Source organism: Polaromonas sp. YR568, assembly GCF_900116715.1.
Lineage (GTDB): Bacteria > Pseudomonadota > Gammaproteobacteria > Burkholderiales > Burkholderiaceae_C > Polaromonas.
This window is the reverse complement of the sequence record NZ_FPBM01000003.1, coordinates 206,416-222,346: the sequence shown is the minus strand read 5'-3', so window position 1 is coordinate 222,346 and position 15,931 is coordinate 206,416. Positions and strand designations below refer to the sequence as shown.

Genomic DNA, 15,931 nt, shown 5'->3' with positions numbered 1-15,931 from the left:
CGAGGAGCGCAGAGGCAAGCGGATCAGGGCAAAAACTTGTTTGAGCGAAGCGAGTTGTTTTTGACCCCGCTTGACTCGAGCACCGCAGGTTGCCCGTAGCGAAGCGTAGGGACCCAGACTGCGGGTCGCCTTTTCTTTGGTGACTTTCTTTTGGCGAAGCAAAAGAAAGTTACTGGCCGCCGGGCCACTCCCGGCCAGCAAGCCTCAGCAAAGAGCACCCCCATCAAATCACCAACACCCCTCTCAGGGGCAGGCCTCCGCTGGGCCGAAATGGCATCAATTCGTCCAAATAACCACAACCCAAACCCACAAAACCCCAACCCCACTCAATGAAAACAGTCTTGACACCGTTCTGAAACACCCCTATAAACGACGTCAGAATGAAAATTCTAATGAAAGTGAAAAATAGAATAATTATTCTAACACGTTTCATTCGGTGATTCAGTAGTCGATAGAAAACAGGGGTAGCGGGGGACACGGTCCCGCTGCAGAACAACCCGAAATAACTAATGCCGTGTCCATAACGGAGACATTCATGAGCAGTGCACGCACGTCGCCCCTGGCGATGATTCTCCTCGCCTTGTCGTTTCTGCTGCCGCCGGCGGCTTACGCTGCGGGGCCGGGGCTTGGCAATCTGACCTACACCACGGACCAGATCTTCAAGCCGCTTTCCATCCTCAAAAGCAATTGCACCATCTCGGGCGGTGTGCAGCAGTGCCCGAACCAGCGGGGCGAGGGCACCGTCATGATGTATGACGGCTACCTCTTTGTGCCTTTCGGCAAGGACTCGGGTGTGTCCGGCGGCGGTTTCGCTTTCTGGGACATCTCCAACCCGCGCGCGCCGGTCGAGGTCAAGAAGGTAGACGCTCCCACCCTGCGCGAGCCGCACGGTTTCGGCTTCACCGGGCGCCACGCGGCGATGCAGGCCATCAACGGCGTGCAGTTCTGGGATTTCACCAATCCGCTTTCGCCGGTGCTGCTGAAATACATGACGCTTCCGGGCATCGCCGAATCCGACTACGCGCTGGGCAACTGGTGGGTGTTCTGGCAGGCACCTTATATGTATATAGGCGGTTCGGGCAACGGCCTGTACATCATCAACGCCGCAGACCCGGTTAACCCGGTCCACGTCAAGACCATACCGACCAGCACCTGGGGCGGTTTCCGCGTCGGCCCGACATTTGCCGTCGGCAACCTGCTGGTCATGACCAGCATGGATCAGTCGGGCATTGCGACCATGGACATCAGCGACCCGCTGAACCCCAAGCTGCTGGCTTCCACCAGTTCAGCCGCCGGCCAATACAGCGGCATCGTCAACGGCGAGCGTCTCATCACGGCAGGCACCGACAACCGCCTGCACGTCTACGACATCAGCAACCCCGCCGTCATTACGCAGACCGCGCAGTCCCCCGACAACGGCGGCAAGGGCGGTTACGTGTCCATTCAGGATGGTTTTGCGCATGCGGGCTTTTCCACCAAATACGTCAAGGTCAACCTGTCCACCGGCGCGATTGCCGGCTCTGCCACCTCGGGGCTCGCCAGCCGCGACGAGGACTTCGGCACCGTGTTCGGCAACCTGGTGCTGATCGGCAACGACCACGGCAACGGCAGCGCCATCGTGGCGCACCAGACCGGGCCCGATGTGACCGGCCCCTCGGTCAATATGATTTCGCCGAAGAACGCGTCGACCAACCAGGCGCTGACCAGCCGCATCGGCATCACCCTCACCGACAACGTCGACCTGCGCACCGTCAACAACACCACCTTCATCGTACGGCCCCGCGGCGGCTCGGCGCTGGCGGGCAAGTACAGCGCGCAGTCCGGCATCGTCAATTTCTCGCCGAATTCGCCGCTGGTCGCGGGCACCATCTATGACGTCGTGATTTCAGCCGGCGGCATGAAAGACGACGCTGGCAACGGCGTGCCCACCACCTTCACGTCCAGCTTCACCACGGCCGGCTCGGCCGCCGCCAGCTGCACCCTGAACACGCGCGCGGCCGTGCCGGTGAGCACCAGCGTCACCTTCAATCCCGGCACGACCTCGGGCAGCAGCCTGCAGTATTCGTGGAACTTCGGCGACGGCACGACCACGGCGTTTTCGTCAACATCGACCGCCACCCACACCTACGCGAACCCGGGGCATTACCCGGTGATCCTGAGCGTGCGCAGCGGCACGGTCACCAGCACCTGCTCGGCCAACCAGACCATCCACACGGTGCCCACGGCCTCTGCGCCCACGTCGTCCTCCACCATCGCCTTTGATTCGTCGCGCAGCCGGATCTGGGTGGTGAACTCGGACAACAACACCGTCACCGCGATCAGCTCGACCGCCAACACCAAGTCACTGGAAGTGCCGGTCGGCGAGAACCCGCAGACCCTGGCGCAAGCGCCTGACGGCCGCATCTGGGTGGCCAATGCCAACTCCGGCACCATCAGCATCCTGAACCCGGACACCGGCGCGGTGGCGCAGACCATCGCGCTGGCCGCCGGCTCGCGTCCCTTCGGCGTGGCTTTCAGCCGCAACGGTAGCGCTGCTTATGTCAGCCTGCAGGGCACCGGCAACCTGGTCAAGCTCAACCCGACCACCGGCGCCTTGCAAGGCACGGTCTCTGTGGGGCCCACACCACGGGGCATCGCCATCACCGGCGACTCGTCGCGCATCTTCGTCACCCGCTTCATCTCGCCAACAACCCAGGGCCAGGTGACGGAAGTCAGCGCTTCAGCCTTCACGGTGACCCGCACCATCGCACTGGCGACGGACCCCGGGCCGGACACCGAGGCATCGGGCCGCGGTGTGCCGAACTACCTGAACTCGGTGGCCATACAGCCTGACGGCAAACGCGCCTGGATTCCGTCCAAGAAGGACAACACCCTGCGCGGCACCTTCCGCGACGGTAACCCGCTGACCTTCGAGAGCACCGTGCGCACCATCGTGTCGCAGATCGACCTCACGACAAACGCGGAAGTGCTGGCCTCCCGCCTGGACCTGAACGACCGCGAGATGGCCAACCTCGTGCTCTTCAGTCCGCTCGGCGATTACGCCTTCGTCTCGACGCAGGGCACCAACCAGATCGAGGTGCTGGACGCCTACACCCGGCAGATCAGCACCGGCATCATCAACGTCGGCCGTGCGCCGCGCGGCATGGTGATCACGCCAAGCGGGCGGCTGTTTGTGCAGAACTTCATGTCGCGCTCGGTCTCGGTGTATGACGTCAGCGGCATCCTGAACTCGACCTCCAACGGCGCGCCCAAGCTGGCCGACATTGCCACGGTGTCTAGCGAGCTCCTGCCCGCCAACGTGCTGCAAGGCAAGCAGATCTTCTACAACGCCGACGACCGCCGCATGAATCGCGACAAGTACATCAGCTGCGCCAGCTGCCACCAGGACGGCAGCACCGACGGTCGTGTCATGGACTTCACCGATCGCGGCGAAGGCCTGCGCAAGACGATTTCGCTGAACGGCCGCCGCGGCACCGGCCAGGGCCGCGTGCACTGGACAGGCAACTTCAACGAGATCCAGGATTTCGAGCACGACATCCGCAACAGCTTCCTGGGCACCGGCTTCATGAGCGACGCGGCGTTCAACACCGGTACGCGCAACACGCCGCTGGGTGACAACAAGGCCGGCGTCAGCCCCGAGCTGGACGCGCTCGCGGCCTATGTCACCTCGCTGTCCACCGTCGGGCGCAGTCCCTTCCGCAACCCGGACGGCTCGCTCACCGCCGACGGCGTCGCCGGCCAGGCGATCTTCAGGGGCACGGCCCAGTGCATCAGCTGCCACTCCGGCGCTGACTTCACCAACAGCGCGGCAGGCACCCTGTTCGACGTCGGCACCATCAAGCCTTCGTCCGGCAAACGCATGGGCGCGACGCTGACCGGCTTTGACACCCCCACGCTCAGAGGCGTGTGGAGCACGGCACCTTACCTGCACGACGGCTCGGCCGCGACGCTGCTGGACGTGCTGAACAACGCCAAGACCACCGGCAAGCACGGCAACGTAGCCGCGCTCACCGCCACCGAGATGAACCAGCTGGTGTCTTACATGCAGCAGATCGACGACAGCGATGTCCCTGCCAGCACCGTGATCAGCAACTTCTCGGTCAAAGACACGGCCAATGCGGTGGACTGGTCGGTGCGCACCAACCTGCAGGCGGGCAACCAGCAGTACGGCGACCGCACCTTCACCTTCACCACCGTTCCCGCGCTGGTGGCCGGCTCGCAATGGATACGCACGGCCAACGACTCCAAGGCCTTCACGGCAAACCCGGTGGTGACCTTCACGATCAACCAGGCGGCCGATGTCTACCTGGCCATAGACGACCGCGTCGGCCAGCAGTCCTGGATGACCGGCTGGACCAACACAGCCGTCAAGCTGGTGAACAACGAAGGCACGCCGATCAACTTCACGCTGTACCGCAAGAACTTCGCGGCGGGCACGGTCAGCCTCGGCCCCTCGGGCACAGGCGGCGGCATGTACACCATCGTCGTCAAGTAAGAGGCACGGCGTGATGCGCTTGCGCACAGGATTCCCGAGCCGGCAAGACCCAGGCGGCTTTGCCCGCCGGCAGGGGCGCCAGTTTTTTGCGGCAGCGGCGCGCGACTTCGCGCCGCACGGAAAGTCGCAAAGCCCATAGCGGCGGAATAAGGCGTCACGCAGGGGCGTGCGCCGGGAAGTCAGGCTCCCATACATGCCGCGAACCAGGGCGGCAGGGGAGTTGTTTTCGAAATTGATTTCTTCGCAACGAAGTAACGAAACAACGAAACAAAGAACAGGAGACTTTCATGTCAGCAAATCCCAAACCCGCAAGGCCTCGCGGCTTTGTATCGGCACTGGTGCCCTGGAGGGCGGCATTGACCGCCGCTGTTTTTGCCTCCTTTGCCATGTGCTCGCCCGTGCAGGCCGCCGGCGTTCCGGCGGGCTTCACCGACACCCAGGTGGCCAGCGGGCTCACCAGCCCGACCTCGATGACCGTCATGCCCGATGGCCGCGTGCTGGTTGTGCAGCAAAACGGCGTGATCCGCATCCTCAAGAACGACGTGATGCTGACCACCCCTTTCACCACCGTCGCCAACGTGGACTCGACCAATGAACGCGGCTGCCTGGGCATCGTCACCGATCCGTCCTTCGCGACCAACCACTACGTCTACATCTACTGCTCCATCACCAACGGCACCAGCAGCTTCAACCGCATCATGCGTGTCACCGAAGGCAGCGACACCGTGGTGGCCGGCAGCCTGACGACCATTCGTGACCTCCCCACCATACCGGCTGCGACCAAGTGGCATATGGGCGGCGCGCTGCGCTTCGGTGCGGACGGCAAGCTCTACGTCGCCGTGGGCAACCATGAAGACAACGTCCAGACCTTTGAAAATTCGAACGCGCAAAAGCTCTCCAACCCCTTCGGCAAGATTCTGCGCATCAACAAGGACGGCACCGTTCCGACCGACAACCCCTACTACACGACGGCCGGCGCCTACACCGCCAACTGGAACATCGGCTTTCGCAACCCTTTTACCTTTGACATCCAGCCCGGCACCGGCCTGATGTATGTCAACGACGTGGGGCAGGGCACCTGGGAAGAAATCAACCGCGGCCTGGCAGGCGCCAACTACGGCTGGCCCGCCGCCGAAGGCAACTCGACCGACGCGCGTTTCACCAACCCGGTCTACGCCTATTCGCACAGCGGCGGCTGCTCCATCAGCGGCGGCGCCTTCTACAACCCGCTGACCAATCAGTTCCCGGCCTCCTACACAGGCAAGTACTTGTTCGCGGATTTCTGCAACGGCACCATCAAGGTGCTGGACCCGGCCAACCCGGCCACGCCCGCAGGTTTTGCCACGGGCATCGGCAACCCGGTCAACATCGGCCTGGCGCCTGACGGCAGCCTCTACTACCTGGCCCGCAACCAGCAGACCGGCAACCCCACCGTAGGCGCGGGAACGGTCAGCAAGATCAAGTACACCGGCAGCCAGGCGCCGCAGATCACCACCAATCCGCAAAGCCAGACCATTTATGTCGGCAGCCCGGTGACCTTCAGCGTGGTCGCCACCGGCGCCACCGGCTACCAGTGGCGGCGCAACGGCGCCAATATTTCCGGCGCCACCGCGGCCAGCTACACCATCCCGGCAGTGGCCACGGCTGACAACGGCGTGTCCTTCACCGCGGCGGTGACCAATGCGTCCGGCACCACGGTGTCGACGGCCGCCGTGCTGACGGTGACGACCAACCAGTTCCCGGTGGGGCGCATAGACAACCCGACCACCGGCAGCGGTTACGCCACCGGCGACAAGATCGTCTACTCGGCCACCGGAACCGACGCCGAGGACGGTTCGCTGCCGGCCAGCGCCTTCACCTGGAAGGTCGACTTTCACCACGACACGCACAGCCACCCCTTCATGGCCGCCACCACCGGCGCCAAGAGCGGCTCCTTCGTGCTGCCCGATTTTGAAGCGGACGCCGGCAACACCTGGCTGCGTTTCACGCTGACGGTCAAGGACTCGGGCAACCTCACGCACACCACGATACGTGACATCTACCCGCGCAAGATGCTCAGCGACATGACGCCGACAGGCACGCCGGTCAACGGCTGGGGCCCTTACGAGAAGGACAAGAGCAATGGCGAAGCCGGCGCTGCGGACGGCATCACCATGTCGCTGGCAGGCATCACCTATGCCAAGGGCCTGGGCGTGCATGCGCCTTCCGAATTGCGCTACAACCTGGGCGGCGCCTGCAGCGGCAACTTCGTTGCTGACGTCGGCATCGATGACGAAGCGGGCGACGCCGGCACGGTCATCTTCCAGGTCTATCTGGACGGCGTGAAGGTCTACGACAGCGGCATCGTGCGCGGCAGCGACCTTCGCAAGCTGGCCAATGTCAGCGTCGCGGGCAAGAACGAGCTGCGGCTGGTTGTGACCGACGCCGCGGACGGCAACACCAAAGACCATGCCGACTGGGCCGGCGCCCGGGTGACCGGCTGCAATGCGGTGACCAGCCTCTCAGTGCTGGACACGGCCAATGCCGTCGACTGGTCCGTGCAGACCAACCTGCAGGCCGGCAACATCGCCTATGGCGACCGTGCCTTCACCATAGACACCGTTCCGGCGATTGTGGCGGGCGGCACCTGGCTCCAGGCGGCCAACGACTCCAAGACCTACACCGGCAGCCCGCTGGTGAGCTTCAACCTCACTGCCGCATCCGATGTGTATGTGGGCCTGGACGACCGCGTCACGCGCCCGGCCTGGCTGGACGCGACATGGGTGGACACCGGCGTCAACCTGGTCGTGCGTGAAAGCACCACCGTCACGCGCCCGGTGAGCCTCTATAAAAAATCACTGCCCATAGGGACCGTGTCGATGGGCGCATTGAACAACGGAAACAGCAATATGTATGTAGTCATCGTCAAGTAACTGACTGCGCTCACCCCAGCCGGGCGGCTGCTTTTTGCGGTCGCCCGGCTTGGCTATGGGTGAGTGTTTCTGGTGCTGCAAAACAGCGCCTGAATTCAAGCACGCAGAGAAAAAATTGAATGCGGAAATGGTGATTGGAAAATGCGAAATGCAAGGATGAAAACGCTAGTCTTCCGAGTGAAAAACAACAGCGCTTCCAGCGAAGCCGAGGTTATATTGAGTTCGATCAGGCTCAGTGATCCGCAGGGTGGAAGTTCATTGAGCCATTGCCTGGTCAGGCGAAAAATTTGTCCGCGATCCGATGACCGTATGTTCCCCGCCTTGAGGATTTTCTCCATGCATCGCACAGTGCCCGGAAAAGAGGAAGCAGGGTTCACCTTGCTGGAGTTGCTGGTCGTGATGGTCATCATCGGCCTGCTCGCAGGTTACGTCGGCCCGCGGTATTTCGCCCAGATCGGCAAATCGGAAATCAAGACCACGCGCGCGCAGATCGATGCCTTTGAAAAAGCGCTCGACCAGTACCGCCTGGACACCGGCCACTACCCGACCAGTGAACAGGGCCTGGGCGCCTTGATGACCAGCCCCTCCGGCGAAACCAAATGGGGCGGGCCTTACCTCAAGAAAGCCGTGCCCATGGATCCATGGGGCAAGCCCTATGTCTACAGACGGCCCGGCCAGAAAGGCGAGTTCGATCTGCTGTCTTACGGAAAAGACGGCCAGCCCGGCGGCAGCGGCGACGGCGCGGATATCGGCAACTGGTGATGCCCCTGACCAAGCGCTTTCCGGATGGACGTCTCCAACAGGCGAAGGGGCTGCCGTGCTCTACCAGGTAAAGGCCTACCGCGACCCGGAAGGCGTGGTGATGCTGAGCTACGACGCCACAGGCCCGGACGAGATCGTGCGCAAGGCCGAGAGCCAGGGCTACAAAGTCATCTCATCCAGGGCCAAAGTGTCGTGGGGCCTGCGCAGCCGCTACCGTTTTCCGCTGGCGCTGTTCAGCCAGGAGCTACTGTCGCTGCTGGGCGCTGGGCTCAGCCTGCTGGAGAGCCTGGAGACACTCGCCGAAAAAGAAAAGCACGACCTCCCGCGCAAGGTCTACGGCCAGTTGATCCGGCTCTTGCAGGAAGGGCAGCCGCTGTCACATGCGATGAAGCAGTTCCCCGATGTCTTTCCGTCCCTCTACGTCGCCACCGTGCAGGCCAGTGAAAAAACCGGCGACCTGAGCGAAGCGCTGGTGCGTTACCTGGCCTACCAGCAGCAGATCGACATCGTGCGCAAGCGCATCGTCAGCGCCGCGATCTACCCGGTGCTGCTGATGGCCGTGGGCAGCCTGGTCATCGTGTTCCTGATGGCCTATGTCGTGCCCAAGTTCAGCCGCGTGTATGAAGACATGGGCGACAACCTGCCGTGGATGTCGCGCATGTTGATGCAGTGGGGCCGGCTGATTGAAGGCCACGGCGCCGCCATCGGCCTGGTGCTTTTCCTCGCCGTGGGCGCCGCGGTGTTCTGGGCGACGCGCCCCGCCACGCGCAGGCGGGTCATGCAGGCGATGTGGAAGATTCCCGCCATCGGCGAGCGCATGCGGGTGTACCAGCTGGCCCGGTTTTACCGCACGCTGGGCATGCTGCTGCGCGGGGGCATTCCGCTGGTAACGGCGCTGGAGATGGTGGCCGGCCTGCTGCAGCCCGGCCTGCGCGCCAACCTGGAAGGCGCCTGCCGCAAAGTCCGCGAAGGGCAGTCGGTGTCCGAGTCCATGCACAGCCAGGGGCTGGCCACCGAAGTCGCCCTGCGCATGCTGCGCGTGGGCGAGCGCACCGGCAAGCTGGGCGAGATGACCGAGCGCATCGCCAGCTTTTATGACGACGACATGGCACGCTGGGTCGACTGGTTCACGCGCCTCTTCGAGCCGCTGCTGATGACCTTCATCGGACTGGTCATCGGCCTCATCGTGCTGCTGATGTACCTCCCCATTTTTGAGCTGGCGGGCAATATCCAATGAATATGTCGCAACCTGATATTGGCGCCGAGGCGATTCCGGCGGCCCTCATCGCCGAGGTGCGCGCCGAGGTGAGGGGCACCTCGCTGCGCCTGGTCCGGCTGCTGGAGGAGCGCCTGGGCGCCGATGCCGAGACCTTTATGCACAGGCTCGGCATTACCGTGGGCTACCCGGTGCTAGACATGCAAAGCCTGCACCGCCTGCAGCCGGCGTTTGATGTCGTGCCCTTTAACGACGCCATCGCGCGCGAGTGCCTGGCTTTTCGCGAGGCGGACGGCGCGCTGCTGCTGGTCTTTGCCGATCCGTTCAATGCCGCCCTCGCGCCATGGGCGGAAGAGTTCATCCGCCGGCCTTTTGAAAGCTGCCTGGTCCATGCCACGCACATTGCCGCCTACCTGACGCAGCACGAAGAAACCGCCCGCGCCATCGACGGTGTGCTGGACCGCGGCGCCGAATCCGTTGTGCTGGACGCCTCGCTGGAAAGGCTGTCGCTGAAGTCGATCGGTGAAGACACCAGCCCGGTCGTCAAGCTGGTGAACTCCACGCTCTACGACGCACTGAAGTCGCAGGCCAGCGACATCCACCTGGAGACGGCGCCCTCGGGCATGTCCATCAAATACCGCATCGACGGCGTGCTGTCCAAGGTGGGGTCTACGCCGGGGCTGGAGGTTGCCGAGCAGGTGATCTCGCGCATCAAGGTCATGGCCGAACTCGACATCGCCGAAAAGCGCGTTCCGCAAGATGGCCGCTTCAAGGTGTCCATCAAAGACCGCGAAGTCGATTTCCGCGTGTCCATCATGCCCAGTATTTTTGGTGAAGACGCCGTGCTGCGCATACTCGACAAGCAGCAGCTGGCCGACCAGGTGCAAGGCCTGCGCCTGGACTACCTGGGCTTTGACGCCGGCTCCATGGCGGTAATGCGCAAACTGTCGAATGAGCCTTACGGCATGGTGCTGGTCACGGGCCCCACCGGCAGCGGCAAGACCACCACGCTCTACGCGGCCATCACCGAGATCAACCACGGCCACGACAAGATCATCACCATCGAAGACCCGGTCGAGTACCAATTGCCGGGCGTGCTGCAGATTCCGGTCAATGAAAAAAAGGGCCTGACCTTTGCCAAGGGGTTGCGATCCATCCTGCGCCACGACCCCGACAAGATTCTCGTCGGCGAAATCCGCGATTCCGAAACTGCGCAGATCGCCGTGCAGTCCGCGCTCACCGGCCACCTGGTGTTCACCACCGTGCATGCCAACAATGTGTTCGACGTCATCGGGCGTTTTATGCACATGGGGGTGGATCCCTACAGCTTTGTGTCGGCGCTCAACGGCATCGTTGCGCAGCGGCTGCTGCGCGTGATCTGCACCCACTGCAGCGCCGACTACCAGCCCGAGCCGCAGTTGCTGCTGGACTCCGGCATAGACCCTGCGGAGGCGGGCGGTTTTGTCTTCAAGCACGGCCTGGGCTGCGGCGTGTGCCGGGGCAGCGGGTTCAAGGGCCGCAAGGCGATCGCCGAAATACTGCACCTGAACGACGAAATCCGCGAGCTCATCGTCGCCAGGGAGCCGATACGAAAAATCAAGGACGCGGCCCGCCGCAACGGCACCCGCTACCTTCGCGACGCGGCGGTGGACCTGGTCCGCGCCGGCGAAACTTCACTGCAGGAGATCAACCGTGTCACCTTTGTGGCGTAGGCGCCTCTGCATCTCGCTCGCACCCGACGCCGTGGCCGCGGTGCTGATGACGCGCGGCCGCAAACCGGCCATTGAGAAAAAGCTTGCCTGGGCCAGTAAGCCCGACCCGTCAGACACGCAGCCCTGGCATGGCGCTGTCCGCGCGCTCGCCGAAGGGCTGGGGGAACTGGAGGCAAAGGGCGCCGATGCAACCATCGTGTTGTCCAACCATTTTGTGCGCTATGCCTTGCTGCCCTGGTCGGACCAGGTCACCGGCGCCGAAGAACGGCAGGCTATGGCGCGTATCAGTTTTGAAAAGTTGTTTGGCAGCGCGGCCGGCGGCTGGGCGGTGCGCCTCAGTGACGATGCCTACGGAAAACCATCGCTGGCCAGCGCGGTAGACATGTCATTGCCTGACGCCATCGTGCAGGCCTGCCACGGCGCGGGCGTGCGGCCGTTTTCTGTTCAGCCTTACCTGATGTCGGTGTTCAACCAGTACCGCAAGCAACTGGCGGCAGCCAACACCTGCCTGGTGGTGGCCGAGCCGCGCAGGGTCGGCCTGCTGATGGCCGGCGAGGATGGCTGGTTCGCCGTGCGGACGCTGCCGCTGCGCAATGAACTCTCGCACGAGCTCGCGCCGCTGCTCAGGCGCGAGCTCTTGCTGGCCGGCTTGCCGGACGCGCGTATCTATCTGCATGCGCCTGGCGAGGCAACGGCGGCAGGCCTGCCCTTTGAGTCGCTGGACCTTGCGCCGCTTGCGGGTTTTTCGCCCGCGGGTGATGCGGCGTATTCAATGGCCATGAGCGGAGCCGCCTGATGCGCGCCCTGGACCTTGACTACATCCCCAGGCCTGTGGCGGCCAAACGCGCCGGCCTGGCGATATTGCTGCTGGCGGTGCTGGTCGCTGCCGCAATGCCCGCCCTCTATGTGCACTACGCAGACCAGAAGCAAGCGCTGCAGGCGCGGCACCGGCAGCTTGAGCGTTCGCAGCAGTACCAGGCCGGCCACACCACCTTGAGCGGCGCTGCCCTGCAGGAGGCGCAATCCGAGATCAAACGTGCCAACGAAGTCATTCTTCAACTCGACCTGCCCTGGGGCCCGTTGTTCGAGGCGGTTGAAGGTTCCAGCCACGAGACGGTGGCTCTGCTGGCAATCCAGCCCGATGCGCAAAAACGCATGGTCAGCCTGGCGGCGGAAGCCAAAGACATGCCCAGCGCGGTGGCCTACGTGAAGCGGCTTGGGCGCGAGCCCATCCTGTCCGACACCCACATCATCAACCATCAGGTGCAAGAGCAAGACCCGGACAAGCCTCTGCGCTTTTCCGTGCAGGCTGTGTGGCGCGAGAAGGCGTTGGGGTCCGCAAAATGAGCGTGCAAGGCAAGATGCTGCCCCGCCTGGCCTGGCATGCGCGCGAAGTGCACCGCGCTGTCGGCCTGCCCGGTGCCGCTGGTGCCGCCATCCTGCTTGCCTCGCTGCTGTTTTATGCGGTCGCGGTGTTGCCTGTGGCTGCCGATTCTGCTGCACTGGCAAGCGATATCGCCGCACGCGAGGCCGCACGCTCTACAGCCGCCGCCGGTGGCACACGCGAAAAGCCCTCCGACCCGGTGCGGCAGCTGGCGGAGTTTTACCGCTTCTTCCCCAAGAGCAGCCAGGCCCCGGATGACCTGGCGAAACTGCATGGCATGGCCGCCGTCCATCAGGTTCAGCTTGACCAAGGGACTTACCGCTTGGTGCGCGATAGGGTCGGCAAATTGTCGATGTACGAAATCGCGCTGCCAGTCAAAGGCGACTATTCGCAGCTTCGCAAATTCATGTCGCAGGCGCTGACCGAGATTCCCTACCTGTCGCTGGACAGCGTGTCCTTCCAGCGCCAGAAGGCCGGCGACACCACGCTGGAGTCCCAGATCAAGTTCACCCTGTTCCTGGTGGAGGCGCCATGAGCACGGCACTCACGCCCCGCCATCTGGTGCTTGGCCTTGCGCTGTGCATCACGCTTGCTGCAACCGTGTGGGTCAGCCAGAGCGAGAGCGAGGGGGATGGGCCGGAGCCGGATGTGAGCGCAGCGGCAAGGCCCGAGCGTGCGCCTCAGGCGTCCCGCCGCGAAGCTTCTGCGGATGGCACGCCGGTGCTGTTGCTGGACAGGCTCTCCCGCCGGGCGCCGGCCGGCCCGAACCAGGACGCCTTCGCCGGCCGCAGCTGGGTGGCGCCCCCGCCACCCGCCGCAGAGGCACCGCCGGCCGCACCCAGCGCGCCGCCTTTGCCCTTTACCTACATCGGAAAAATGCAGCAGGGCGAGACGGGGCCGGTCACCATTCACCTGATGCAGGGAGAGCAGTCTTACAGCGTCAAAAAAGGCGACGTTATCGACAAGACCTACCGCGTGGAAAGCATTGATACCGCACACATCGTGCTGACCTATCTGCCGCTGGCCATCAAGCAAACCTTAACCTTCGGAAACAGCTGACCATGCAACCTCGCCCGAAATCCATGTACAGCAGGGCCGGCCTGCTGCTTTTGCTGGGGGTTCTCCTGGCGGCGCTGAACGCCTGCGCCACCGAGCCTCCATCGCGCGAACCGGCCGACCTGTTTGCGGCGGGGCGTTATGAAGACGCGATCGCCAAGCTCGAGCAACTGGCGCGGGACGATCCCAAAAACCTCTCATACCGGGCGCAGATCTTGAGCCGGCGCGAAGAGGCGATCAACCGCCTGCTCAACGACGCCGGCGTGGAGCTTGACGCCTCGCGCCCCGACAGCGCCGATGCGATTTACCGGCGCATCCTGCGGCTGGAGCCGGCGAATGAACGCGCCCAGCAGGGGGTGGCCGCCGCGGCGCGGCTGGGCCGTAACAACGAGGTGCTGGCGCAGGCCAGAGAGGCCATCCGCAAGGGCGAAACGGAAAAGGCGCAGATGCTGCTGCAGGCCGTGTCGCCCGAATTCGCCAACAACCGCGAGCTGGCCGACCTCAAACGCGGCGTCAACGAACTGCAATCGAAAGAGGTGCTGGTGAGCCCGGCGCTGAAGGCGGCGTTCAAGGAGCCGGTGAGCCTGGAGTTTCGCGACGCCAACCTCAAGATGGTGTTTGAGGCGCTTTCGCGCACGACCGAGATCAATTTCATCCTCGACCGTGAAATCAAGGCCGACCAGAAGACCACCTTGTTTCTGAAGAAGTCCACGCTCGAAGACGCGGTCGACATGCTGCTCATCACCAACCAGCTGGAAAAGAAAGTCCTCAACGCCAACAGCGTGCTGATCTACCCCAGCACGCCGGCCAAGATCAAGGAGTACCAGGACCTGATCGTCAAGAGTTTTTATCTGGAGAACGCCGACGTCAAGCAGACGCTGAACATGATCAAGACCATGCTCAAGACCAAGGACGTCTACGTCGACGAGCGCCTGAACCTGATGGTGATGCGCGATACACCCGAAGTCATACGCCTGGCTGAAAAACTCATCACCATGCAGGACATGTCCGAGCCCGAGGTCATGCTGGAAGTCGAGGTGCTGGAGATCAAGCGCTCACGCCTGCTGGACCTGGGCATCAACTACCCGAACCAGCTGACGCTGTCGCCGCTGCCTTCTTCCACCACCAACTCGACCATAGTCGGCCCCGGCGGCACCACGCTGACCAACCCGTCGACCGGGCCGCTGACCCTGGCGGACTTGCGCAACCTCAACTCCAGCCGGCTGGGCGCGACCATTTCACCGCTGGTGATCAACCTCAAGAAAGAAGACGGCACCGTCAACCTGCTGGCCAACCCCCGCATACGCGCGCGCAACCGCGAAAAAGCCAAGATCCTGATCGGCGACAAGGTGCCGGTGATCACCACCACCTCGACCGCGACCGGTTTTGTCTCGGAGAGCGTGCAGTACGTCGACGTCGGGCTCAAGCTCGAAGTAGAGCCCAACATCTACCTGCTGGACGACGTGGCGATCAAGGTGTCGCTGGAGGTCAGCTCCATCGTGCGCGAGTTGCGCAGCAGCAGCGGCTCGCTCTCTTACCAGATCGGCACCCGCAACGTCAGCACGGTGCTGCGACTTAAAGACGGCGAAACGCAGGTACTGGCGGGCCTGATCAGCGACGAGGCGCGCGCCTCGGCCAGCAAGATACCGGGGCTGGGCGACCTGCCCGTGCTGGGCCGGCTCTTTTCCAACCACAACGACGAAAGTCAGAAGACGGAGATCATGCTGTCGATCACGCCGCGCCTGGTGCGCAACCTCAAGCGCCCGGCTGCCGAGGAGTTCTGGTCCGGCACCGACGCGACATTCCGCACGCGCCCGCTGGCGCTGGTGCCCATGCCGGAAGGCAGCAACGGCAAGTCCGGTGTGGTGCCTGTGGTTGCCGTGGCGGGCGAGGGTGCGGCTGCGGGAATGGCGGCGGCGCCTGCCGGCACTGCCGCCACGACGGGTGGAGGTGGCGGTGCGGGTATGAGCTCGAATGCAGGCGCATCGGGTGCGCGGTTTTCCTGGGACAGCCCCGCGCAAGTCAAGGCCGGGCAGTTGTTCCGGACGTCGCTGCGCGTCAAGGCCGAGGGCAGCGTCGGCGCCTTGCCCTTCCAGCTCGGCTATGACCCGCGCAGCCTGGAGGTGGTCGACGTGCGCGAGGGCGACTTCTTCAGGCGCGGCGGCGCCAACGGCAACTTCACCAGCAGCGTAGACCCGCTGACGGGCAAGGTGACGGTCGACACCTCGTCGCCGGACTCGGACGGCGCCAGAGGCGAGGGCACGCTGGTCAACATCACCTTCAAGGCGCTGGCGCCCTTGCCCAGGGCGGAGCTCAAGCTGCTCTCGGCATCGGGCACCTCCATGGCGCTGCCCGAGCCGCATGTGTTTTCGATCTCGAGGAACTGATACGGCC

The 15,931-nt window shown here is 63.8% G+C and carries 10 protein-coding genes; all 10 read left to right on the top strand.

Annotated features, from left to right (window positions below; all coding sequences use genetic code 11):
• Window positions 1-535 precede the first annotated feature (535 nt).
• The 10 genes from BM408_RS08505 (at window position 536) to BM408_RS08460 (ending at window position 15,924) form a co-directional block, all read left to right on the top strand.
• The gene (locus BM408_RS08505; protein WP_092128947.1) at window positions 536-4,495 is read left to right on the top strand and encodes an Ig-like domain-containing protein; all 3,960 of its coding nucleotides are present in this window, start codon (window positions 536-538) and stop codon (window positions 4,493-4,495) included.
• A gap of 287 nt (window positions 4,496-4,782) precedes the next feature.
• Complete coding sequence (locus BM408_RS08500; RefSeq protein ID WP_092128945.1) at window positions 4,783-7,407, top strand: PQQ-dependent sugar dehydrogenase; 2,625 nt, start codon at window positions 4,783-4,785, stop codon at window positions 7,405-7,407.
• A gap of 336 nt (window positions 7,408-7,743) precedes the next feature.
• Entirely contained in the window at window positions 7,744-8,169 is a 426-nt protein-coding gene (gspG, locus tag BM408_RS08495) for a type II secretion system major pseudopilin GspG (RefSeq protein ID WP_092129505.1), read from the top strand.
• A 55-nt stretch (window positions 8,170-8,224) separates the two neighbouring features.
• Window positions 8,225-9,406, top strand: a complete 1,182-nt coding sequence (locus BM408_RS08490; protein WP_092128943.1) for a type II secretion system F family protein — start codon at window positions 8,225-8,227, stop codon at window positions 9,404-9,406.
• Between the two features lie 2 nt (window positions 9,407-9,408).
• Window positions 9,409-11,097, top strand: a complete 1,689-nt coding sequence (locus BM408_RS08485; protein ID WP_092128941.1) for a GspE/PulE family protein — start codon at window positions 9,409-9,411, stop codon at window positions 11,095-11,097.
• Window positions 11,078-11,893, top strand: coding sequence for a hypothetical protein (locus tag BM408_RS08480; protein ID WP_139237324.1), 816 nt, complete (start codon window positions 11,078-11,080; stop codon window positions 11,891-11,893). The genes BM408_RS08485 and BM408_RS08480 overlap by 20 nt, the downstream gene beginning before the upstream one ends.
• Window positions 11,893-12,444: a hypothetical protein gene (locus BM408_RS08475; protein ID WP_092128937.1), complete on the top strand. Its 552-nt coding sequence runs from the start codon at window positions 11,893-11,895 to the stop codon at window positions 12,442-12,444. The genes BM408_RS08480 and BM408_RS08475 overlap by 1 nt, the downstream gene beginning before the upstream one ends.
• Window positions 12,441-13,016: a hypothetical protein gene (locus tag BM408_RS08470; protein ID WP_092128935.1), complete on the top strand. Its 576-nt coding sequence runs from the start codon at window positions 12,441-12,443 to the stop codon at window positions 13,014-13,016. The genes BM408_RS08475 and BM408_RS08470 overlap by 4 nt, the downstream gene beginning before the upstream one ends.
• A complete protein-coding gene (locus BM408_RS08465) occupies window positions 13,013-13,540 on the top strand; it encodes a hypothetical protein (protein ID WP_092128933.1) in 528 nt (175 codons plus the stop codon). The genes BM408_RS08470 and BM408_RS08465 overlap by 4 nt, the downstream gene beginning before the upstream one ends.
• 2 nt (window positions 13,541-13,542) lie before the next feature.
• Window positions 13,543-15,924, top strand: a complete 2,382-nt coding sequence (locus BM408_RS08460) for a cohesin domain-containing protein (protein WP_092128932.1) — start codon at window positions 13,543-13,545, stop codon at window positions 15,922-15,924.
• The last annotated feature ends 7 nt before the right edge of the window (window positions 15,925-15,931 follow it).